We start from the raw sequence: 23,078 nt of genomic DNA, 5'->3' as shown, positions 1-23,078 counted from the left end.
CTCAGTCCTCGTCGAAGTAGTCGGTGCGTCGTTCTTCGGCAATGTGGCCGAAGGGTTCCTCGTCATCGTCGAAGTCATCCCGGTCACCGGAGAATCCCGACCCAGCCTGCATGTCGGAGAGCCTGGTCAGCAACAGCCCGACAGTCATGCCCACCGCCACCCAAACGGTGATGACCAGAGCCGAGGTCAGCGGAGATGGCCCGAATGCCGACAGCCCCAGGGGCCCCATGGCCCCGCGCGCGAATACTGCAAGGACCTGGAGCACGACGAACAGTTTGACTGCGGCGGTCGCGAGCCCGGGCCACGAGGCTCCCATCACCTGGCGGGCATGATCTCGACCGAGGATGACGCTGAGGACTCCGAGCAGGACGAGCAGCACCGGTGCCGCAGCCGTCCATGCCGGATAGTCGCCGACGAGCAGCTGGAGCACAGGCACATGTGGAACCGGCCCCGCTGCGGTGTGGAACACCGAACTTGAACCTCCGACTCCCACGCTCACACCGGTGCCTGCGATCCAGGACAGTGCAGCGAAGAGGATGCCAGGGGCGAAGAGGATCTGGATGACGAGCAGGCCCACACCGGCAGACAGGGGTGAACTGTAGACCTGCAGCGATTCGCTCAGCTCACTCCACCTCAGCACGATGCCAGCGGCGATGACGAGGACAGCGAGGAACGCCGAACCCCACAGCGGACGCTTGACCAGGTGAGCGCCGGCCGCCCAGACCTCGCTGTCGAGATCCCGAAGTCGCGGTATGTCATCGACTCCGCGCACCCAGAGGAACCCGGCCGCCGAGGCGGACAGCAGAAGAAGACCGATACGGAGGAAGCCCAACGGTGTGGGGCTCCCCTCCCCCAGCAGCAGAGTCAATGTGACCATGGGAACGGCATACGCGAGGACGTACGTCGCCAAGGCGATGCCGACCTGCTTCCACCCCGCGGCGTCCATGATGTCAGCGTCAACGGATTCCTCTTCGGTGATTCCGGCGACCAGACGCTTGGCGCCTGCGGCGAAGAAGAACCAGACGCCGAGTGTGACCAGGCTCGGGGCCAATGAGAAGTCGAAGCCGATCGTCGACACGCTCAGCCCGTGGACGACGCCCCACAGGGCGAACGCCCACTCGGGAATGATCGAGTACGGCAGCTGTGATCCGAGTCCGATGATCCAGAAGACTGTGGCGACGACGAACGCCGCGGGGACGGCGATGAGGTCGATTCGCAGGGCCTCCAGCAGTCCCATCAGGATCGGATGGCGGTGGGTTCGAGGGTGAGGAGAAGTGTGCATCTCTCTCATTTTCGCTGACTCGGAGCCCGCTTCCTGGTATTGACCACGCGATTCTCTGCAGTGGGAAGTACAATTGCGCCAGGACACGCTTGTAGACACGAAGGATGCATCCAACGATGAGCAACGGGAACGACGAACCGAATTTCCCGCCACCTCCCACAAACCCTCCCGAGAACAACAGAACGGGATCCGGTGCGGAGACGTCGGCGGACAAGACCAACAATGATTCGGTGGACACAAGCGGCTCCGGCCCGCAGGCGTCAGCCAGCGGACCTGAACAGGCTCCGTCTTACCGCGACGATCAGGCCCCTCCGTTCGCTGCCAGCGACTCGGCCAACGGCAACCAGCCCCCACAGCCGAACCAGGGCAACCAGTCGGGCCAGTACCAGCCTCCGCGCCCCGAGGTGCAGCAGGCGAGCTCGAACCAGGCCCCGAACTACAACGGCGGCCAACAGCACCCGGGCCAGTACCAGGGCGGTCAGTACCAGGGTGGCCAGCAGCAAGGTGGTCCGCAGCACGGTGGCCAGTACCAGGGCGGCGCACCCTACCCGGGCGGCCCGTACCAGTCGGGCCCTGCCCAGAATTCGCCGTATCAGCCTGCCCCCGGTCAGTCCGGGCCCTACCAGACCGGTTCCGGCCCCGATGCCAATCGGACAGGGTCAGGCCCTGGCCAGTCCCAGGCAATCCCGCAGCCAGCGCCCGCTCCCGGGTTCGCCGGTTCCGCAGCGACCGCGACACGTGCCGATGCCCGCCCCGAGAAGAAGAAGAGCCGGATGCCTCTCTTCATCGCTCTGGGTTCTGTCGCGCTCGTCATGGTTCTCGTCCTCGTCGGTTTCCTCGTCGTCAACACGGTCAACAAGAACAACTACGGACCCGACCAGGTCGCCAAGGACTACGTGTCAGCGTTGAGCAAGGGCGACTTCGCCGCTGCCGAGAAGATCGCTCCGTCTCCACGCCCAGAGGGAACCAATCTCGACCTCCTGTCCAAGGAGTTCACGGATGCGTCCTCGGCAAAGGTTGAGAACGCGAAGGTCGAATCCTCGAAGGTCGACGGGGACAAGGGCACAGTCGTCGTCTCCTATGACCTCGACGGCTCCAAGTACAACGTCGAGCTGAATGCGAAGAAGGACGGCAAGCAGGATCTGTTCTTCGACAAGTGGACTCTCACGGGTCCCGCGCTCAACGTGATCTCTCTGGACATCCCTGCCGCCGATGGTCTCAGCGTCAATGGCAAGGACTACAAGGCACAGTCGGGCACCACCTCGTTCGCCGTATATCCGGGCAACTACGACTTCACGATCCCCAAGAGCAAATGGGTCGGTGAAGCCAAGGACACGGCTGCGGTGAATTTCCCTCAGGCCTTCGCCCCGGGCGACAAGCCGAACAATGAGGAGGTGTCTCCGACGACGCTCAATCTTGATCTCGCTCCCACGAGCGCCTTCCAGAAGGAAGTTCAGAAGCAGGTCGAGAAGGAACTCAAGAAGTGCTTCGACAACAAGGACATCAAGCCCAAGTGCAAGTTCATCAAGTTCGATCCCACTGAGATCCCTGTCGGCGGCTCCGATGACAAACTGGCCGATCTGGCCAAGAGCAACACCGCCAAGTGGGAAATGAAGGACATGCCTGAAGTCGATGCGAGCTTCGGTTCGGGTGACACGAACACCGGTTCGTTCTTCACCAAGAAGCCGGGCAAGTTCGACTTCACCGTGCAGGGCAAGAAGGCCGGTTCGTCCTACTTCTCCAACGGCAACCCACTGTCGGTCTCCGGCAGTGTGAAGATCGACGGGGACAAGCTCTCGGTCGAGTTCTTCGACTTCTGATTCGAGTCATCGGCGACGACAGTCGCTGACCTCGCCGAGGTGGCCCCACCGAAGCGAGACAGTGCAGACAGCGAGGGCCTGGGTTCAATCGAACCCAGGCCCTCGCTGCATGTCGTTCCTCAGCTCATCGCGGCCCGCACGGGTGCCGGCACTCCGGCCGTCTGTTCGAACCAGGAGCCGGCGGCCATGACGAGTTCGTCGGCGAAGCGTCGACCCGAGATCTGGGCACCGATAGTCCGACCGTCCTCGGTGTATCCGGCCAGGACCGTGCCAGCAGGCTGTTCGGACATGTTGTAGGGCATTGTGAACCCGATGTGTCCCATGGGTTCGTTGACCTTCGGGTAGGGCATGGGCTGTTCTGCCGGATACGCCGCGTCGGGCGAGACGGGCGAGATGACGAGGTCGTAGGCGGCTGTGGCCGCGACGCTGCGACGCCGGATCTCCTGCACGCTGTGGTAGCACTCCATGAGTCGGAGCCCGGTGACATCGGCACCGCCTTGAGCCCATTGCTGAATGTAGGGCAGTATCAGGGCCTGCTCCTGTACGGGCAGGGCGCGCAGGTCACCCCACGAGCGGACTCGCCAGAACAGGTCCATGTCTCGCAGCAGTTCATCGTCGATGAATGCGTCGATGGTCTCGACCACGGCTCCGGCAGCTGCGAAACGATCGGCCGCCTCGGCGATGGTGGATGCGATCTCCGGGTTGACCGGCTCGCCGCATCCGGCATCGAGCTGAAGCCCGATGCGCAGTCCTTTCGGGTCGAAGTCCCAAGGTTCGGGAGTCCCCTGGGCGGGCAGGCTGGAGTAGTCACGGACATCGGGGGCGGAGATGACGTCCATCGCCGCTTTCACGTCTGCCATGGTCCTGGCCAGCGGTCCGGCGCATCGCCCCATGTACGGGGCGTCGAGTGGAACTCGACCGAAGCTGGGTTTGAGGCCGGCCAGCCCCAACCAGGTGCAGGGCAGCCGGATCGATCCGCCGATGTCGGAGCCGATGTGAATGGGTCCGTAACCGGCTGCGGCGGCGGCACCGGCACCCGCACTGGATCCGCCCGTCGTCAGGCTCGGGTCCAGGGGCGAGCGGGTGATTCCGTGCAGCGAGGAGACACCCGAGGAGAGCATGCCCCAGTCGGGCATCGTCGTCGATCCCACGATGACGGCGCCGGCCTCTTCGAGACGCTGCGTGATCGGGGCGTCGTGCGTGGAGACGGGGACTTCGGACCAGGCGTGCCCGCTGGGCATCGGCACTCCCCTGCGGGCCACGTTCTCTTTGATCGTCACCGGCACCCCGTCGAGGGCTCCCAGCGATCTGCCTTCGCGCCAGCGCTTGGCGCTAGCCTTCGCCGCTGCGCTCGAACGCTCGTCGTCGCGGTGGTGGAGAGCGTTGATGACGGGTTCGCACTCATCCATCCGGTCGACGACTGCGACCAGGACCTCGGACGGGTCGAAGTCTCTTGATGCGTAACCGCTGGTCATGGCTTCTGCACTGTGGTCGGCAAGCGTGGTGTGGCTCATCTGCCGTCCTTTCTTCTGTTGTTGCTGAGGTCAGTGGCGCTGCATCGGTCTCAGTTCGCTGAGGCGAGCGCACCGGCCAGGCTGGGGGTGGCCGCGATGAGGCTGCGAGTGTAGTCCTCGCGGGGGTTCGCGTAGATGTCCTCGGTCGACCCGGATTCGACGATGTGCCCGTCCTTCATCACGATGACGTCGGAGCACAGATGTTTGACGACGCCGAGGTCGTGGGAGACGAAGAGCAGGGTCAGCGCATAGTCATCGACTAGGTCGGTGAGCAGGTTGAGGACCTGGGCACGCACGGACACGTCGAGCGCGGAGACGGGCTCATCGGCGACCAGGATCTGCGGCCGGGTCACGAGCGCTCTGGCGATGGAGATCCGCTGTCGCTGTCCCCCGGAGAACTGGTGCGGATAGCGTCGCATGGCCTTCGTGTCGAGGTCGACCGCCTGCAGCATCTCCTCCACCCTGGCCAATCGCTCCTCCCGGCCCAGGCCGCGGGCGACGAGGGGTTCGGAGACGATGTCTTCGACCCGCATACGGGGATCGAGTGAGGCGAAGGGGTCTTGGAAGACGATCTGCAGATTCTCACGCAGAGCCCTCAGCGCCGATGAGCTCGCTGACTCCACACGGATGTCACCGACCCGCACATGGCCGGAGCTTGGCCGGTCGAGTCCGGAGAGGATGTTGAGCAGAGTCGATTTGCCCGACCCCGACTCCCCCACGATTCCCAAGCGCTGCCCGGAGGCAACGCTGAAGCTGATGTCTTCAAGCGCACGCACCGGGGCTCTGCGGCGCAGCAGCAGACCACGTGAACGGAAGTGCTTCGAGACCCCGCTGACCTCGATGAGCGGCGCGACTCCGCCGACAGTGGGTGCTTCCCTCGCCGAGGCGGCTCTTGACTCCCGCACAGCAGCTGGCTCCCGCACGTCGGCTGCCCCAGCGGCAACGGACAGCTCGTCCTCGTCGCCCGGGCCGGCTTCGTCCACTGGGCTTGTTTCGTCCACCGGTCCGGCATAGGACAGCGCGGTTTTGAGTGTGTAGAGCTTGCCGTTGCCATCGGTGGCTTCGAGGTCGGAGGAGGCCAGGAGGCCTCGTGTGTATTCGTGCTGTGGATCGGTGAAGATCTGTCGCACGGTGCCGGATTCGACGATGCGTCCGGCATACATGACGATGACTCGCTCACAGACTTCGGCGACGACGGCCAGATCATGGGTGATGAACAGCAGTCCTGCCTGCACCGCGGCAACACGCTCGGCGATGAGTTCGAGCATGTGCTTCTGCACGGTGACGTCGAGAGCGGTCGTCGGCTCATCGCATATGAGCAGCTGCGGCGAATTCGCCAGCGCGATCGCGAGCATCACTCGCTGTCGTTGGCCACCCGACATCTGGTGCGGGTAGGCAGACCGTGCACTGCCCGGATCGGGCATGTGCACGCTGGTGAGCAGGTCGAGGACCCGGCGGGGAATGTCACCGCGGGCCACCGCACCGTGGATGCGCAGCGCCTCGGCGATCTGGTCACCGATGCGCATCAGCGGGTTGAGTGCGCTCATGGGCTCCTGGAACACCATGGACACGAGGTTCGAGCGCATCCGGGCCAGGGTCTTCTCCTTGGCATCAAGGATGTTTCCGGAGAACCCCTGCAGTGACACGCTGCCCTCGGCGTGCAGCTCTTCGGGGAGCAGACCCATCACGGACTGCGCGGTCAGTGACTTGCCGGACCCGGATTCCCCGATGAGTCCGACTCTCTCGCCTGGGGCCAGGCTCAGTGACACATTCTCAAGCACGGGTGCCTGTGACCCGGCCGGTGTGATGGTGAGGTCACGGACCTCGAGCAGGTTCTCACTCATTGCCGCGGGCCTCCATCTTCGGATCGAATCGGTCACGGAGTCCATCGCCTAGGAGGTTGAAGCCGAGCACGGCAAGGGCGATGAACAACCCGGGCCACAGTGCCAGTTCGGGCTGGGTGGACAGGAACTGCTGGGACTCCTGCAGCATTCTGCCCCACGAGGGCACCGGGGCCTGTGTGCCCAGGCCCAGGAAGGACAGCCCCGCCTCGGCGAGGACGGAGATCGCGAACGCCACGGACGCCTGCACGATGACCATGCCTGCGATGTTGGGCAGGACATGGACGATGGCGATCGCCGGGGCACTCCGGTTCGAGGCCTTGGCCGCGCGCACATATTCAGAGCCGAGCACCTGCATCGTTCCGGAGCGGGCGACGCGGGCGAATCCGGGGATCGCGGCGATTCCCACGGCGACCATCGCCGGACCTGTCCCGGGCTGGTAGACGGCGGCGAAGACGATCGCCAGCAGCAGCGCGGGGAAGGCGAGCAGGATGTCGTTGGCGCGCATGATCACCGCGCTCAGCCACACACCCCACGGGTACTGGGCGAAGACGGCGGCGATGATGCCGATGGGGGTGCCGATGAGCACGGCGATGCCGACGGCCACGACGCCGACCATGAGGGTGATCCGGGCTCCGTACATCACCCAGGTCAGGGTGTCGCGGCCGAATTTGTCCGTGCCGAAGAGGTGTTCGGGGCTTGCCGACTGCAGTCGGGCGGCCGGGTCGACGGTGCTGGGGTCGTAGGGCGTCCACACGAAGGACACGAGTGCGAGGGCGACGATGAGGAAGATGAGGACGGCGCCGATGATCATCGAGGCGTTGAGCCGCAGCTTCGCGCGTCTGCGCCGCTCCACAGGCATTTCCTTCGCCGAGGTTGGGCTCGGGTTCTCGCTCATGATGCGTTCCTGATCCGGGGGTCGACGAGGGGGTAGAGCACGTCGACGATGAGGTTGATGATGAGCACCAGGAGGACGAGGACCATGACGATGCCCTGGACCGTGACGAGGTCGCGGTTGGCCACGGCACGCACGAGTTCGGAGCCGATGCCGGGGATGACGAAGATCTGTTCGATGATCACAGCGCCGACGAGGAGCGTTGCGAGCTGCACCCCGGCCACGGTGATGACGGGGATCGCGGCATTGCGCAGACCGTGGACGAACAGTGCCTTGGTCTGAGTCAGGCCCTTGGCGCGGGCTGTGCGGATGTAGTCCTCGCGCATGACGTCGAGGACGGCTGAGCGCACGTACCTGGTGAGGATCGCGGCCTGGACAAGAGCCAGGGACACGACGGGCAGCACCAGACGGAGGAGGAACCCGCCGAGTCCTTCGACCGGGGCCATCCACCCTTGGGAGGGGAACCAGCCGAGCGTCAGGGAGAAGACGATGACGAGGATGATGGCGGCCAGGAAGTTCGGCACGGCGATGCCGAACTGGCTCAGCGCGGAGATCGTGACTCCGATCCAGTTGCGCTGTTCTAGGGCGGCGAAGGTGCCCAGCGGGACGGCGATGACGATCGCCAGAATGATCGCGGCGACGACGAGGATGCCGGTGACCTGGACGCTGCCGACGATGACGGGGGTGATCGAGGAACCGGTGACGTACGAGGTGCCGAAGTCGCCGGTGAGCATTCCGCCGATCCAGTCGAAGTAGCGCACGAGCGGTGGCTGGTCGAGTCCGTATTGAGCTTCAAGTGCCGCGACCGCCTCTGGGGTGGCGTTCGTTCCCAAGGCGACCTGTGCGGCATTGCCGGGCAGGATGCTCATGAGTGCGAAGACCACCACGGAGGCGACGATCAGTGCTAAGACGAATTGGACAGCACGGTTGGCCACATAGGTGATCATGGGAGGCGGTACTTCAGTTCCAGCTCAGATCCGCGATCCGGAATGCGTCGTTGACCCTGTTGGCTGGGATTCCGGCGACGTCGGATTTCGCGATGACGAGGTTCGGGAAGAGGAACAGGAAGTCCGAGGCTGCGTCTTCGGTGATCGTCTTCGCGATCGTCTTCATCCCTGAGACGTATTCCTCTTCCGTGCCGGTATCGGCTTTCTCGGCGATCTTCTTGATCTTCGAGTCGTCGTAGCCGATGTAGTAGTCGTTGGAGAAGACGGTGAGGATGTCCCGGGGTTCGGCATGGTTGATGACCGACATGTCGAACTTGTGTTCGGTGAAGGTCTTGTCCAACCAGACTGCGGGGAATTCCTGAGTTTCGATATCGGCTTTGAGCCCGACCTCTTCCAACTGTGCGGACACGATTTCGGAGATGGCCTTCGCATACGGCAGGTTCGGCACGGTGAAGGCGAATGTCTCCCCTTCGATGCCGGCGTCTGCGATCAGGTCCTTGGCCTTCTGCGGGTCATAGTCCCAGACCTTCGTCAGGTCCTCGTAGTACGGGTCTGTCGGTGGAACCATGGAGCCGATGAGCTCGCCGTAGCCTGCCCATGCGGTGTCCAGCACGGCCTTGCGGTCGATGGCATGCATGACCGCTTCGCGAGCCTTCTTGTCTTTGAAGATGCCCTTCGCGTTGTTCATCGAGAGCACGACCTCACCGTTCGTGGTGCCGGAGATGATCTGATAGTCATTGCTCTGGAACTCTCCGGCCAGTTCGGGAGCCTGGAGGTTGGAGACGACGTCGATCTCTCCGGACTTCAGGGCGTTCGAAGCTGAGACCGCGTCCTTGAAGTACTTGAACTGCACGTTCTTGACCGCTGGGGTCTCACCCCAGTAGTCGTCTCTGGCTGCGAAGTCGATCGACTGTCCGGGGGTGAATTTCTCAATCGAGAAGGGCCCTGTGCCGATAGCCTCCTTGGCCAGGTTGTCGGTGCCTTCGGTGTCGAAGACCGCTCCGACAAGGGAGGTGAGGTTGAACAGCCATGTGTTGGACGGCTTCTTGAGGGCGATCTCAACGGTGAGGTCATCCGGGGTTTCGATCGACTCGACGACGTCCATCTTGGACTTCAGTGCGTTCTTCCAGTCGTTCTGCACCCGTTCATAGGAGAACTTCACGTCCTCGCTCGTGAGATCCGCGCCGTTGGAGAACTTCACGCCCTTCTGCAGATGGAAGGTGTAGGTCTTGCGGTCATCGGATACGTCCCAGTCCTCGGCCAGGCCCGGTTGGATCTCGCCCTCACCGTCGACGCGGACGAGGGACTCGTAGACGTTCTCCATCAGTGCCTCAGGGATGGCGATGCCCGAGGTGGAGGTGAAGTCGAGGTTGACCGGTTCGGCGGTGAACGCGATCGCCATCGAATCCTTCTTGGATTCGTCGCCGGAGTCCGATGCTCCTGCCGAGCAACCGGTCAGGATCAGGCTCGAGGCAGCCAGGGCTGCCATCCACGTTCTGATGCGCGGAGTCTTCATCGCTCTCCCATTTTCACGAACCGACGGTGGTTCATTCGTCTTCTCTGACCAGACTGTGCGCGGGCGCACACCGGCCTCGCCAGTTTAGCGGAAGTTCTCACCAGGCGATGAGTCGATGTCCAGATTGTGGAGAAGACTCAATGGGACGGGCCCGGAACATGTCCGGGCCCGATGGACAGGATTCAGAGCCCGGCCTGTGCCGCGAGCACCGCGGCGAGCTTGTCGAAGGCGACTCTCCGGTGCGACCGGGAGTTCTTCTCCTCCGGTGTCATCTGTGCGGCGCTGATGTCAGAACCGTCGGGCACGAAGATCGGGTCGTAGCCGAAACCGTGGTCTCCCGAGGGACTCGTGGCCAGACGCCCAGGCATGACTCCCTCTGCGGAGAATTCGCGACCGTCGGGAGTGACCGCGGCGGCAGCGCAGCGGAACTGCGCCCCACGATGTTCGCTCGAGATGTCCGACAGCTGGGCGAGAAGCAGCTCGAGGTTGGCTCGATCGTCTCCGTGTCGGCCAGCCCACCGGGCGGAGAAGATTCCCGGTGCCCCGCCGAGGACATCCACGGCGATTCCCGAATCATCGGCAATGGCGGTGTGACCGGTGGCCTGCGCGGCGGCGCGGGCCTTGATCAGTGCATTCTCTGCGAAGGTCACCCCGGTTTCCGGGATATCGCCGAGTCCTGCCTCGGCGGCTGTGAGAACATTCGTGTCCTCCCCCAACGTGGGCAGGAGGATCGCGAGGAGTTCGCGCCTCTTGCCTTCGTTGTGGGTGGCCAGCACGAACGTGGTCATTTGCTCAGGACTTCCGACTGGATGCCGGTGAGGTCGGCACAGCCTTTGGCTGCGAGGTCGAGCAGCGTGCCCAGTTCGTCACGGTCAAACGGTGCGCCTTCGGCGGTGCCCTGGACTTCGACGAACTGTCCGCTGCCGGTCATGACGACGTTCATGTCGGTATCGGCGCGTGAGTCCTCGACATAGGGCAGATCGAGTACGGGTTCACCGTCGATGATGCCGACGCTGATGGCTGCGATCGAGTCCTTGATGGGATTGTTCGCAGCGGGGATGATCCCGGTCGACCGTCCCTTGTCGATCGCGTCGGCCAGTGCCACGTAGGCTCCGGTGATCGATGCGGTTCGGGTGCCGCCGTCAGCCTGGAGGACGTCGCAGTCGAGGACGAGGGTGTTCTCGCCGAGCTTGTCGAGGTCGATGACGGCCCTCAGGCTGCGACCGATGAGTCGGGAGATCTCATGGGTGCGACCGCCGAGCTTGCCCTTGACGGACTCGCGGGTATTGCGGGAGTCCGTGGCTCGAGGGAGCATCGCGTATTCGGCGGTGACCCATCCGCGGCCTTGGCCCTTGAGCCAGCGTGGCACTCCTGCGGTCAGTGAGGCCGCAACGAGGACACGGGTGTTGCCGAATTCCACCAGAGCGGATCCTTCGGCGGTGTTGATCCAGTTGCGAGTGATGGTCACTTCGCGGAGTTCGTCGGCATTTCGTCCGTCTGCGCGCACTGTGGGCCTCTTTCGGTTGTCGGTGCTGTTCTGTTGCGTCCTGGGTGCACTGTGTTCTGTGTCGTGATCTGTGTCGGTGGAGAGTCTCACACAGTCCAGCTGTTGCCTGGTTTGGCCAGTTCGATGGGTCCACGGTATTCGCGGGCGGCCTCTCCACGGACGATGGAGCAGTCCGTCCAGGAAGGAATGTGGGTGAGGACGAGTGACTTGGCATCTGCCGCCTGTGCCACACGTCCGGCACGTTTGCCGGTGAGGTGGATGCCGCGAGCAGTGTCGCGGTCTTCTTGGAAGGCGGCTTCGCAGAGGAACAGGTCCGCGCCCCGGGCCGCTGCGACGAGATTGTCGCATTCGTCGCTGTCACCGGAATAGGTGATCACCGCGCCCTTGGCGTCGGTGATGCGCAGGGCATAGGCCTCAACCGGGTGGTCGACGAGGAAGGATTCGATCGTCAGGCTGCCCACCTGGTGGCTGGTCCCGTGATCGATATCGGTGAAGTCGAAGGCGTGGCTGAGGTCGGAGTCGTGTGCGCTCGCGGCGACTGGGGACTTCCCGGGATCCGTGTAGTAGGCACGTGTCAATCGTTCCTGTGCACCTGCGGGAGCGAAGACGCTTGTCCTCGTGCGGATCGACCCTGTGTCGGAGATGTTGCCGTTGAAGAACTTCGGGTCATAGCAGTGCTTGACGTACAGACCGGTCATGTCCATGCAGTGGTCGGGGTGAAGATGGCTGAGCACGACCGCGCTCAGCCCGTCCGTATCGACCGCGCGCTGCAGCGGGCTCAGTGCCCCGGATCCGAGGTCGAGGACGACGCGCGTCGGCTTTTCCTCGTCTGTTTCGATGAGGTAGCAGCTGGCTGCTGAGTTGGGGCCGGGAAAGGAGCCGGCGGTGCCGATGGCAGTGAGTTTCATACGTCGTCCCCCGGCAGATCGCTGAGCAAAGTAGTGGTGAGTCGGTCCTGAATCCAGGTCAGGAAGTCATACAGGGTCAGTGTGAGTTCCTCGGATTCGTCGAGGTCCTCCCGCTGAGCGTATTTCTCTTCTTGGGCTTCCTCGGTGTCGATGCCCATACGAACGGCAAGCACCAGACGCAGATCGTTGAGTCCCTTCATCCACGCTAGAACCTCATCGTGGTTCAAGGTGATCGAGGACCCCTTAGCCAGTCCGTTGAGCACGATGCGCACATTGTGGGCCTTCGCCTGCTGGAGATCGAACTCGGTGAGGCGTCGGAACTCCCGTGATCGTTCCTCGTCGAGGGGGTCGACGTCGGGGAAGAGCCGCAGCAGCGCAGGGTCCTGGGGGCGTGGCCGTTCGACCAGCCCGAGACGTGCCTCCCAGTTCTCAGAATCGGGGCGACCGTCTTCGTTGTCGTCTTCTGCCAGCAGTGCTGCCAGGTCGGTGAAGACGGTGAGCATGAGGGATCGTTCATTGTCCTCGAGTTTGAGGACGACATCGTCCCCACGAGCATCGATTGCAGCCATATCTCAGTCGGATCCTGATTCGGGTTGGCACGCGGCCCACAGACCGTATTCGTGCATGGCTTGGGTGTCCCTCTCCATGGCTTCGCGTCCGCCTGTGGCGACGACGGAGCGACCGTTCTCATGGACTTCAAGCATCAGCGAGTGAGCCTTCTCGGTCGAATACCCGAAGTAGGCTTGGAAGACATAGCTGACGTAGCTCATGAGATTGACGGGGTCGTTGAAGACGACGGTCTTCCATGGCTTTGCCTGTTCTGTCACCGGTCGAATGTCGACCTCCGGCTCCAGAACTGGAGTCGTTGGATTGCTCACGTTTCCACCTTACGGCAGAACACTGACGCTGTCGTGACGTAGTATCGCGCCTATGAGTGATCTCACACGGACCGGTTCGACGGCTTTCTACACCGATCAGTACGAATTGACGATGGTCCAGGCTGCCCTGGAATCAGGTGCTGCGCACCGCAGGAGCCTGTTCGAAGTCTTCGGTCGCAGCCTGCCTGCCGGTCGCCGCTACGGGGTCGTTGCCGGTACCGGTCGTATTCTCGAGATGCTCAAGGATTTCCGTTTCGGCGACGAAGAGCTCTCGTTCCTCAGCCGCGAGCAGATCGTCGACTCGCGGACCATCGACTGGCTGGCCGACTACTCGTTCTCCGGCAGCATCCGCGGGTATGCCGAGGGCGAGATCTACTTCCCCGGGTCACCTCTGATGACGATTGAGTCCACGTTCGCGGAAGGGGTCATCCTCGAGACGCTCATCCTCTCGGCGATGAACTATGACTGTGCGGTCGCCTCGGCGGCCTCGCGCATGGCGCAGGCCGCAGGAGATCGGCCCTGTGCGGAGATGGGTGGACGCCGCACCAACGAGCATGCAGCGGTCGCGGCCGCCCGCGCCGCTGTCATCGGCGGGTTCGCGTCGACGTCGAATCTCGCCGCCGGACTCCGGTACGGTCTGCGAACCATCGGCACCTCCGCCCACTCCTTCACTCTTCTCCATGATTCCGAGCAGGAGGCCTTCGCCGCTCAGCTCAAATCATTGGGCACCGACACGACTCTGCTCCTGGACACCTATGACGTCGAGGAAGCACTGGCCACGGCTGTGCGCCTGGCCGGTGAGAACCTCGGCGGTGTGCGCATCGACTCCGGCGACCTCGTCGAGCAGGCCAGTGAGGTCCGTGCCGGCCTCGACCGCCTCGGCGCTCACGACACCACCATCACCGTCACCAGCGACCTCGACGAATATGCCATCGCCGCTCTTGCAGCCTCCCCCGTGGATTCCTACGGTGTCGGAACACGGGTGGTCACCGGTTCGGGCGCTCCGGCGGCCGGGCTCGTATACAAGCTCGTGGCCCGAGCCGACGAATCGGGTGCCTGGACCTCGGTGGCGAAGAACTCGGCAGGCAAGCCCTCCCGGGGAGGGCACAAAGATGCTCTGCGTCTCATCGATGGTGCCATCGCGGTCGAAGAGGCCGTGGGCATCCCGACTCTGCCAGACGACCTCGGCGATGGCCGCTCGCTGACTGTCGACCTCGTCGTCGATGGTGAGATCGATGAGTCCTATATCGGCGCGGCCGGAGTCACGAAGGCCTGCGCCCGCCATGACGAGTCTCTGGCCGAGCTGCCACGTTCGGCCCGCCGCATGCAGGACGGCGAACCCGCGATCCCCACGGTCTTCTACCCCAAATGATTTCGACCGAAGTCAGCTGAGCTGAGGCTCTCAGGCGTCACTTCTTGCCGACGAACCAGCCCTGCAGCTTTTTGATCCGCGCCTGGATCTGTTCCTGGGTCGCCTGTGCCACAGCCGGTCCCCCGCAAGCCTTGCGCAGTTCGACGTGGACGGTCGCGTGCGGCGTACCCGTACGACGAGACCAGGCACCGACGAGGCTCTGGAGCTGATTGCGCTCCTCCTTCATCGCCCGGTGGTCGAGTTCGCTGACCTCAGGCTCCGGTGCCGGCGGTGCGGAGGCGGTCTTCCGCTTCGCCTGACGTGCCTGTTGGGTGCGCAGCAGTTCGTGGACCTGATCCGGTTCGAGGAGGCCGGGAATGCCGATGAAGTCGAGCTCGTCCTCGGAGCCGACCGCACCTCCCGTACCGAACTCGCCTCCGTCGAAGAGCACGCGGTCGAAGAGCGCTTCGGCGCCGATGGCTTCGAATGAGCCCAGCTGATCGGAGGAGGCACCTTCGCTGCGGTTGGCCTGTTCCATGGCCTGATCGTCGAAGACCACGACGTCGTTCTCGTCTTCGTTCTTCGGCCGGTCGAGGGCGTGGTCGCGTTCGACCTCCATCGTGTTGGCCAGCGCCAGGAGGATCGGCACGGAGGGCAGGAACACCGAGGCTGTCTCTCCGCGTTTGCGGGCACGCACGAAGCGCCCGATCGCCTGGGCGAAGAACAATGGAGTCGCCGAGGAGGTGGCATAGACCCCGACACACAGTCGCGGTACGTCGACACCTTCGGAGACCATGCGCACGGCGACCATCCAGCGGTCCGTGGAGTTCTGGAACTTCTCGATGCGCTCCGAGGCTCCGGCTTCGTCGGAGAGCACGACGGTCGGTGCCTCTCCGGTGAGTTCGCGGAGGATCTTCGCGTAGGCACGCGCAGAGTCCTGGTCGGTGGCGATGACGAGTCCGCCGGCGTCGTGCACGGTGCGACGGACCTCGGTCAGGCGGATATCGGCAGCCTTGAGGACGGCAGGCATCCAGTCACCTGAGGGGTCGAGCGCGGTTCGCCAGGCTTGGGAGTTGATGTCCTTCGTCGTCTCCTCACCGAGGACGTGCGACATCTCGTCCCCGGCCTTCGTCCGCCACGACATGGTGCCGGCGTAGGTGAGGAACAGGACCGGACGCACGACGGAGTCCTTGAGCGCACGGCCGTAGCCGTAGGAATAGTCGGCCACCGAGGTGCGGATGCCGTTTTCGTCTGGAGCGTAGGTGACGAACGGGATCGGCGAGGTATCGGACCGGAAGGGGGTTCCTGTCAGGGAGAGTCTGCGCACTGCCGGGCCGAATGCCTCACGGACTGCATCACCCCAGGACAGTGCGTCACCACCATGGTGGACCTCATCGAGGATGACGAGGGTGCGACCGGCAGCGGTGCGGTTGTGGTGAAGGACCGGCTTCGCCGCGACCTGAGCATAGGTGATGGCCACACCGTGATAGCCCGGCGCGTGCTTGCCCTGGGCATTCTTGAAGTGCGGGTCGAGTTTGATGCCGACGCGTGAGGCCGAGTCAGCCCACTGCACCTTGAGGTGCTCGGTTGGGGCGACGACGGTGACCCTGTTGACGACCCGCTGGGCTAGCAGTTCTGCGGCGACGCGCAGAGCGAAGGTGGTCTTACCGGCACCAGGCGTTGCGACGGCGAGGAAGTCCTTCGGCTGTTCCCGAAAATAGAGTTCGAGAGCCTCTGCCTGCCACGCACGCAACTTTCCGGCCGTTCCCCAAGCAGCACGCTCGGGAAAGGCCGGTGGCAGTTGTTCGGCGGCGGAGGTCCCTGGGAGACGTTCCGCGGCCATTTACTCCTTGGGTCCTTCAGACATCGATGAGTAGATCTCTTTGCAACGCGGGCACACGGGGAATCGTTCGGGGTCGCGGGTGGGCACCCACACCTTTCCGCACAGAGCAATCAGCGGTGTGCCCGTGACCATGGATTCCATGATCTTGTCTTTGGGTGCGTAGTGGCTGAATCGTTCGTGGTCGCCGGGTTCAACAAGCTGCTCGGACTGCTCACGCTCGATTGTTGCTGAACCACCTGATGCTGGATAGGTCATGGCTCCATTGTAGTTCCCTAGAATGAGACCCATGGACAGAACTCACGAGGATTCGCTCACAGAACGCTATCGCGAACTCAGCGACGATATTGCCGCCGCTGTTGCCGTGGTCTCAGTCAAACGCGGGACCGCCCTGCATGCGATCACCGTCGACTCGTTCCTCGACGTGTCCTACGATCCGCCGACCATGGCGGTGAGCATCTACGGCGGGTCACGGATGATGGAGTCCCTGGAGATGAGTGATCACTACGCCATCTCCCTGCTCAACTCCTCCCAGCGGGACGTCTCCGAGCGCCTGGGTGCGTCCGGGCAGCCGCTCTACGGTTCACTCAAGGGCATCGATACGTTCCCCGCACCCCATTCGGGCCAGCCGGTGCTCACGGATGCGATCGCATGGTTCGAACTGCGGCAGACGCAGACCCTTGAAATCGCCACGCACTACCTCGTCGTCGGCGAAGTCGTGTCGATGGGAACCGGAGTCAGCAGCAGCAAGAGCAAACCGCTGCTGCGGTGGCGCAAGGGCTACGGAACGATCGGGCCACGCTGACTGCAGGTCATCGTTGAATATCAGCGGCCCTCTGCTCGTCCCTCAGCCTCAAACGAAGCTGGAAGATGAGCAGAGGGCCGCTGTGCACCGGTTCGAGGCCGGCTGCGTGTCGCTCAGATCAGACGACGCCCTGTGCGAGCATCGCCTCGGAGACGCGGATGAAGCCTGCGATGTTGGCGCCGGCCACATAGTCACCGGGCGAGCCGAACTCTGCGGCTGCCTCGGCGCAGCTGTCATGGACGTCGCCCATGATCTCAGCCAGTCGGGCTTCGGTGAAGTCGAAGTCCCAGGTGTCGCGGCTGGCGTTCTGCTGCATTTCCAGGGCACTGGTGGCCACGCCGCCGGCGTTGGCTGCCTTGCCCGGGGCAAAGATCACACCGGCATCGGAGAAGGTCTTCACAGCCTCTGGGGTGCAGGGCATGTTCGCACCTTCGGCGAGGGCGATGACTCCGTTCTTCACGAGAGTCCGCGCCGAATCGGCGTCGAGCTCGTTCTGGGTCGCGCATGGAAGTGCGACGTCGACCTCGATGTCCCAGACGTTGCCGCCCTCGTAGTACTTTGCACGGCCGCCGCGTTCGTCAACGTATTCGGAGATGCGACCGCGCTCTTCGAACTTGATGCGCTTGACGATGTCGGTGTCGATGCCGTCGGGGTCGTGGATGAACCCGCCCGAGTCGGACATGGTGATGACCGTACCGCCGAATGCAGCGACCTTTTCGGCTGCGAAGACCGCAACATTTCCTGATCCGGAGATCGAGACGGTGCGTCCGTCGATGTTCTTCTTCGCTGCTGCGAGCATGTCCTTGAGGAAGTACACGACACCGTAGCCAGTCGCCTCGGTGCGGACCATAGAGCCGCCGTAGGACAGACCCTTACCGGTGAGGACACCGGCTTCATATTCGTTCTTCATGCGCTTGTACTGGCCGAAGAGGTATCCGATTTCGCGTCCGCCGACGCCGATGTCACCGGCAGGAACATCGCGGTACTCGCCGATGTGGCGGCTGAGCTCTGTCATGAATGACTGGCAGAAGCGCATCACCTCAAGGTCACTGCGACCCTTGGGGTCGAAGTCGGATCCGCCTTTGCCTCCGCCGATGGGCAGGCCTGTGATGGCGTTTTTGAAGATCTGCTCGAAGCCGAGGAACTTCACGATGCCCAAGTTCACTGACGGGTGGAACCGCAGACCGCCCTTGTAGGGGCCGAGTGCGGAATTGAACTGCACGCGGAACGCGCGGTTGATCTGGACGACCCCCTGATCATCGATCCAGGGGACGCGGAAGATGATCTGGCGTTCGGGTTCGCAAAGGCGTTCGAAGGCTGAGAGTTCGAGGTATTCCGGGTGCTTGTCGACGACAGGGCCCAAGGAATGGAGAACTTCCTGTACCGCCTGATGAAACTCCGACTCTCCGGGATTGCGATGAAGCACGGTGTCGAAGATTGGCTGCAGTGATGGATGTAAGCTCATGGGACTAATTTACCGTGACCCGCATAACATGAGCGGATACGACCGAATAATGGACAGACTGGTGTCGCGGCCAAGGTTTGGTATATTGCAAGTTTCGGAGTTTCGCATTGCCGAAATCCATCCGACGCTAGACTCGGTTTATGGATTTAGAAGACGTTTGGCCGCCCTTTTCCCTAAGAATTCGTTGCGGACACATGGAGTTGTCGCCTGTACGCGAATCGGACTATACAGAATTGGCTGATATTGCGGCCGGTGGGGTTCGCCGTAACAACATTCCTGCATTTCTCGTCAACTGGGATTCTGGCGCTCCTCAGGAAATCGCGCAGTCCATCGCCCAGTACCAATGGGGCACTCGCGCGAACTTCAGAGTCGATGACTGGACCATGGAGTTCACCGTCAGGGTCAACGGCCGAGCTGTCGGCGTGCAGGGCGTGAGTGCAAAGGACTTCGTCCGCGCCCGGGCGGTCTCTACAGGGTCGTGGTTGGCGCTGCACGAGCAGGGCAAGGGATACGGGACCCAGATGCGCGGAGCTGCGTTGGTGGCGTTTGCTGATCATTTCGATGCCAGAGAGTTCAATTCCGGGTACTTCGAGGGCAACGCAGCCAGTCGCAGAGTCTCAGAGAAACTCGGGTACACGCCCAATGGAGTCAAGACACTCGTCGCACAGGATGGGCAGACACGCGTTGAGCAGCAGGTCATCCTGGCAGCCGAGGAAATCATCCGCGGTACCGAGCCGGTGGAAGTTGCCGGCGCCGAGCCGGTCCGTCGTTTCCTCGGACTCTCACCGGCTTAAGAGCCCGACAATGCCGGTCCGAGGATCCGATGCAGTTGCTGTGGCAGCAGCCGTAAGGGTCAGAACTCCACATCGGCCAACTCAGAGTCTCTGAGCAATCAGCACTTTGTCCGTGAATAGCAGGAACGGGAGTGCTCGCTGAAGTGATTCAGCGAGCACTCCCCCACCCACAACCGTCACCACCTGTGAATGCAGGGAAGGGGCCACCCCACCAAAGTGGAATGACCCCAACCAAAAACAAGTTGGCCACCCTGTCAACGACAGGATGGCCAACCTAAAGAATATTGCGGCAGTCACCTACTCTCCCACAACCACCAAGTTGCAGTACCATCAGCGCGAATGGGCTTAGCTACCGGGATCGGAACGGTTAACCGGGCGTTTCCCCACCACTATCACCACCGCAAAACCAACAAACCACCACCACCCGAATCAAAAAGACTCAAGAGTGTAGTAGCGGTCCAAGAACCGTACAGCGAACGCGAACACCACACACAATGTGACTCGTTAATATCTCGTAAAACCCATAGCGTGAAACACGCACACACCAACCAAACAAATGGGTTGATGAGTGATCGGCGTATTAGTACCAGTCAACTCCACACCTCACAGTGCTTCCATACCCGGCCTATCAAACCCATAATCTATAGGACACCTCACCCCAACTTAATGGGTTGGAAATCTCATCTCGAAGCAGGCTTCCCGCTTAGATGCTTTCAGCGGTTATCCTTCCCGAACGTAGCCAACCAGCCATGCACCTGGCGGTACAACTGGCACACCAGAGGTTCGTCCGTCCCGGTCCTCTCGTACTAAGGACAGGCCTCCACAAATTTCCTACGCACGCAGCGGATAGGGACCGAACTGTCTCACGACGTTCTAAACCCAGCTCGCGTACCGCTTTAATGGGCGAACAGCCCAACCCTTGGGACCGACTACAGCCCCAGGATGCGACGAGCCGACATCGAGGTGCCAAACCATGCCGTCGATATGGACTCTTGGGCAAGATCAGCCTGTTATCCCCGAGGTACCTTTTATCCGTTGAGCGACCACGCTTCCACAAGCCATGGCCGGGTCACTAGTCCCAGCTTTCGCTCCTGCTCGACACGTCCGTCTCACAGTCAAGCTCCCTTGTGCACTTACACTCGACACCTGATTGCCAACCAGGCTGAGGGAACCTTTGGGCGCCTCCGTTACTCTTTAGGAGGCAACCGCCCCAGTTAAACTACCCATCAGGCACTGTCCCTGAACCCGATCAGGGTCCGAAGTTAAGAAATCCAGAATAGTCAGAGTGGTATTTCACTTGACGACTCCACCACCACTAGCGTGATAGTTTCACAGTCTCCCACCTATCCTACACAAACCACACCGAATCCCAATACCAAACTATAGTGAAGGTCTCGGGGTCTTTCCGTCCTGCTGCGCGTAACGAGCATCTTTACTCGTAATGCAATTTCGCCGAGTTCGTGGTTGAGACAGCAGAGAAGTCGTTACGCCATTCGTGCAGGTCGGAACTTACCCGACAAGGAATTTCGCTACCTTAGGATGGTTATAGTTACCACCGCCGTTTACTGGGGCTTAAATTCTCCGCTTCACCCCTAACGGGGTTAACGAGTCCTCTTAACCTTCCAGCACCGGGCAGGCGTCAGTCCGTATACATCGACTTACATCTTCGCACGGACCTGTGTTTTTAATAAACAGTCGCTTCTCTCTGGCCTCTGCGACCACCACCAGCACATCACCAAGCAAGTTGGCTTCACCAGGATGGTCCCCCTTCTCCCGAAGTTACGGGGGCATTTTGCCGAGTTCCTTAACCACGATTCTCTCGATCACCTTAGTATTCTCTACCTGACCACCTGTGTCGGTTATAGGGTACGGGCAACACACAACCTCACGCCGATGCTTTTCTCGGCAGCATAGGATCACCAGATCACCCCACCACAAGTGGGGCGCCCATCAGCTCTCACACTATGAGTGGGGACGGATTTACCTACCCCCACATGCTACGACCTTAGACCACGACTACCATCGCGTGGCCTGGCTACCTTCCTGCGTCACACCTCGCGCTTACCGACTCCACACTCAGGTCCCACAGAATCCTTCAACCAGACACCCGAAGGCATCACGGAAGAACACCGAGGTTAGTATCGTGTGTTTTGGTATTGACGGTTATGCGTCGGTACCAGAATATCAACTGGTTGTCCATCGACTACGCCTGTCGGCCTCGCCTTAGGTCCCGACTTACCCAGGGCGGATTAGCCTAGCCCTGGAACCCTTGGTCATCCGGTGGACGGGTTTCTCACCCGTCTTTCGCTACTCATGCCTGCATTCTCACTCGTACCGGCTCCACCACTCGTTCACACGGCGACTTCACTGCCAGCACGACGCTCCCCTACCCAACACCCCACCATTACGGCTATAAGGGGTGCTGCCACAACTTCGGCGGTGTACTTAGCCCCGCTACATTATCGGCGCTCAATCACTTGACCAGTGAGCTATTACGCACTCTTTCAAGGATGGCTGCTTCTAAGCCAACCTCCTGGTTGTCTTCGCAACTGAACATCCTTTCCCACTTAGCACACGCTTAGGGGCCTTAGTTGATGGTCTGGGCTGTTTCCCTCTCGACAATGAAGCTTATCCCCCACTGTCTCACTGCCACGCTGAACCTTACCGGCATTCGGAGTTTAGTTGACGTCAGTAACCCGGTGGGGCCCATCAGCCATCCAGTAGCTCTACCTCCGGCAAGAACCACGCAACGCTGCACCTAAATGCATTTCGGGGAGAACCAGCTATCACAGAGTTTGATTGGCCTTTCACCCCTAACCACAGGTCATCCCCTCCATTTTCAACTGAAGTGGGTGCGGGCCTCCACGCGCTCTTACACACGCTTCACCCTGCCCATGGCTAGATCACTCCGCTTCGGGTCTAGGACACGCGACTCAAACGCCCTATTCGGACTCGCTTTCGCTACGACTACCCCTCTCGGGTTAACCTCGCCACGCACCGCTAACTCGCAGGCTCATTCTTCAAAAGGCACGCCATCACCCCAACAAGGAGGCTCTGACGGATTGTAAGCACATGGTTTCAGGTACTATTTCACTCCCCTCCCGGGGTACTTTTCACCATTCCCTCACGGTACTATCCGCTATCGGTCATCAGGAAGTATTTAGCCTTACCAGGTGGTCCTGGCAGATTCACACGACATTCCACGAGTATCGTGCTACTCGGGCAAACACATATCGTCGGGGCCACATGTTTCGTCTACGGGACTCTCACCCACTCCGGTACTGTTTCCCACCAGCTTCGACTACACGCAGCACACATCAACGACTCGGTCATGCTGGACCGAACACGCATTCCCCACAACACCGCATACGCAACACCAGCACGTTTGACACGCACACGGTTTAGGCTGATCCAGTTTCGCTCGCCACTACTCCCGGAATCATGTTTTATTTTCTCTTCCTACGGGTACTGAGATGTTTCACTTCCCCGCGTTCCCTCCACACACCCTATATATTCAGATGCGGGTCACCACACTCTCATGTGGCGGGGTTTCCCCATTCGGACACCCTCGGATCACAGCCCGTTTATCGGCTCCCCGAGGCTTATCGCAGATTTCCACGTCCTTCATCGGCTCCTGATGCCAAGGCATCCACCATGCGCTCTTACACACTCATCACACCCAAAAAATTTGGTTGCAAAATGTGTGTGCGAAAAT

Annotated in this window: 18 protein-coding genes and 2 rRNA genes; 4 read left to right on the top strand and 16 right to left on the bottom strand. The window is 61.8% G+C overall.

The features are described from left to right. Nucleotide 1: 1 nt before the first annotated feature. Entirely contained in the window at nt 2–1,282 is a 1,281-nt protein-coding gene (locus tag PGC08_RS06635; RefSeq protein WP_271709794.1) for a cell division protein PerM, read from the bottom strand. Between the two features lie 116 nt (nt 1,283–1,398). Here PGC08_RS06635 and PGC08_RS06630 point away from each other — a divergent pair, with 116 nt between their 5' ends. Next, nucleotides 1,399–3,102: a hypothetical protein gene (locus tag PGC08_RS06630; protein ID WP_271709793.1), complete on the top strand. Its 1,704-nt coding sequence runs from the start codon at nt 1,399–1,401 to the stop codon at nt 3,100–3,102. A 119-nt stretch (nt 3,103–3,221) separates the two neighbouring features. On the opposite strand, the gene PGC08_RS06625 is transcribed toward PGC08_RS06630, so the two are convergent. The 10 genes from PGC08_RS06625 to clpS form a co-directional block, all read right to left on the bottom strand. Then, complete coding sequence (locus PGC08_RS06625) at nt 3,222–4,616, bottom strand: amidase (protein ID WP_125187867.1); 1,395 nt, start codon at nt 4,614–4,616, stop codon at nt 3,222–3,224. Nucleotides 4,617–4,666: 50 nt separating this feature from the next. Further along, on the bottom strand, nt 4,667–6,460 hold the full coding sequence (locus PGC08_RS06620; protein WP_193078711.1) for a dipeptide ABC transporter ATP-binding protein: 1,794 nt from the start codon (nt 6,458–6,460) through the stop codon (nt 4,667–4,669). Further along, entirely contained in the window at nt 6,453–7,355 is a 903-nt protein-coding gene (locus tag PGC08_RS06615) for an ABC transporter permease (RefSeq protein ID WP_069599803.1), read from the bottom strand. The genes PGC08_RS06620 and PGC08_RS06615 overlap by 8 nt, the downstream gene beginning before the upstream one ends. Beyond that, a complete protein-coding gene (locus PGC08_RS06610; protein ID WP_193078710.1) occupies nt 7,352–8,299 on the bottom strand; it encodes an ABC transporter permease in 948 nt (315 codons plus the stop codon). The genes PGC08_RS06615 and PGC08_RS06610 overlap by 4 nt, the downstream gene beginning before the upstream one ends. Before the next feature lie 13 nt (nt 8,300–8,312). Further along, nucleotides 8,313–9,815 (bottom strand): ABC transporter substrate-binding protein, encoded by a 1,503-nt coding sequence (locus PGC08_RS06605; protein ID WP_069599801.1) that lies wholly within the window; start codon nt 9,813–9,815, stop codon nt 8,313–8,315. A gap of 182 nt (nt 9,816–9,997) precedes the next feature. After that, the gene (gene rdgB / locus PGC08_RS06600; RefSeq protein WP_096161583.1) at nt 9,998–10,603 is read right to left on the bottom strand and encodes an RdgB/HAM1 family non-canonical purine NTP pyrophosphatase; all 606 of its coding nucleotides are present in this window, start codon (nt 10,601–10,603) and stop codon (nt 9,998–10,000) included. Next, nucleotides 10,600–11,322, bottom strand: coding sequence for a ribonuclease PH (rph, locus tag PGC08_RS06595; protein ID WP_009884027.1), 723 nt, complete (start codon nt 11,320–11,322; stop codon nt 10,600–10,602). The genes rdgB and rph overlap by 4 nt, the downstream gene beginning before the upstream one ends. Nucleotides 11,323–11,408: 86 nt before the next feature. Then, nucleotides 11,409–12,230, bottom strand: coding sequence for an MBL fold metallo-hydrolase (locus tag PGC08_RS06590; RefSeq protein ID WP_096158470.1), 822 nt, complete (start codon nt 12,228–12,230; stop codon nt 11,409–11,411). Continuing rightward, nucleotides 12,227–12,799: a DUF2017 family protein gene (locus PGC08_RS06585; RefSeq protein ID WP_271709792.1), complete on the bottom strand. Its 573-nt coding sequence runs from the start codon at nt 12,797–12,799 to the stop codon at nt 12,227–12,229. The genes PGC08_RS06590 and PGC08_RS06585 overlap by 4 nt, the downstream gene beginning before the upstream one ends. 3 nt (nt 12,800–12,802) lie before the next feature. Beyond that, nucleotides 12,803–13,108, bottom strand: coding sequence for an ATP-dependent Clp protease adapter ClpS (clpS, locus tag PGC08_RS06580; protein WP_009884030.1), 306 nt, complete (start codon nt 13,106–13,108; stop codon nt 12,803–12,805). Nucleotides 13,109–13,160: 52 nt separating this feature from the next. On the opposite strand from clpS, the gene PGC08_RS06575 reads away from it, so the two are divergent. Continuing rightward, nucleotides 13,161–14,480 carry a nicotinate phosphoribosyltransferase gene (locus PGC08_RS06575; protein WP_009884031.1) on the top strand — a complete coding sequence of 440 codons (1,320 nt, stop codon included), beginning with the start codon at nt 13,161–13,163 and terminating at the stop codon, nt 14,478–14,480. A gap of 37 nt (nt 14,481–14,517) precedes the next feature. Here PGC08_RS06575 and PGC08_RS06570 read toward each other — a convergent pair whose 3' ends face one another. Then, nucleotides 14,518–16,302: a DEAD/DEAH box helicase gene (locus PGC08_RS06570; protein WP_069599796.1), complete on the bottom strand. Its 1,785-nt coding sequence runs from the start codon at nt 16,300–16,302 to the stop codon at nt 14,518–14,520. Further along, the gene (locus PGC08_RS06565) at nt 16,303–16,557 is read right to left on the bottom strand and encodes a DUF3039 domain-containing protein (protein WP_009884033.1); all 255 of its coding nucleotides are present in this window, start codon (nt 16,555–16,557) and stop codon (nt 16,303–16,305) included. It lies immediately after the preceding gene. A gap of 31 nt (nt 16,558–16,588) precedes the next feature. On the opposite strand from PGC08_RS06565, the gene PGC08_RS06560 reads away from it, so the two are divergent. Next, complete coding sequence (locus tag PGC08_RS06560) at nt 16,589–17,104, top strand: flavin reductase family protein (RefSeq protein ID WP_009884034.1); 516 nt, start codon at nt 16,589–16,591, stop codon at nt 17,102–17,104. 118 nt (nt 17,105–17,222) lie between these two features. Here the strand turns inward: PGC08_RS06560 and gdhA are convergent, their stop codons facing one another. After that, nucleotides 17,223–18,569 (bottom strand): NADP-specific glutamate dehydrogenase, encoded by a 1,347-nt coding sequence (gene gdhA, locus PGC08_RS06555; RefSeq protein WP_009884035.1) that lies wholly within the window; start codon nt 18,567–18,569, stop codon nt 17,223–17,225. A 233-nt stretch (nt 18,570–18,802) separates the two neighbouring features. Here gdhA and PGC08_RS06550 point away from each other — a divergent pair, with 233 nt between their 5' ends. Continuing rightward, complete coding sequence (locus tag PGC08_RS06550) at nt 18,803–19,363, top strand: GNAT family N-acetyltransferase (protein WP_442868159.1); 561 nt, start codon at nt 18,803–18,805, stop codon at nt 19,361–19,363. Nucleotides 19,364–19,647: 284 nt separating this feature from the next. On the opposite strand, the gene rrf is transcribed toward PGC08_RS06550, so the two are convergent. Both rrf and PGC08_RS06540 read right to left on the bottom strand, forming a co-directional pair. Beyond that, nucleotides 19,648–19,766 (bottom strand): 5S ribosomal RNA (rrf, locus tag PGC08_RS06545). Between the two features lie 157 nt (nt 19,767–19,923). Next, nucleotides 19,924–23,039, bottom strand: a 23S ribosomal RNA gene (locus tag PGC08_RS06540). Nucleotides 23,040–23,078 lie beyond the last annotated feature (39 nt).

It is taken from the genome of Brevibacterium sp. BDJS002, from assembly GCF_028201555.1.
Classification (GTDB): Bacteria; Actinomycetota; Actinomycetes; order Actinomycetales; family Brevibacteriaceae; genus Brevibacterium; species Brevibacterium aurantiacum.
The sequence above is the reverse complement of the archived record's forward strand: the minus strand, read 5'-3'. Positions and strand labels throughout refer to the sequence as shown.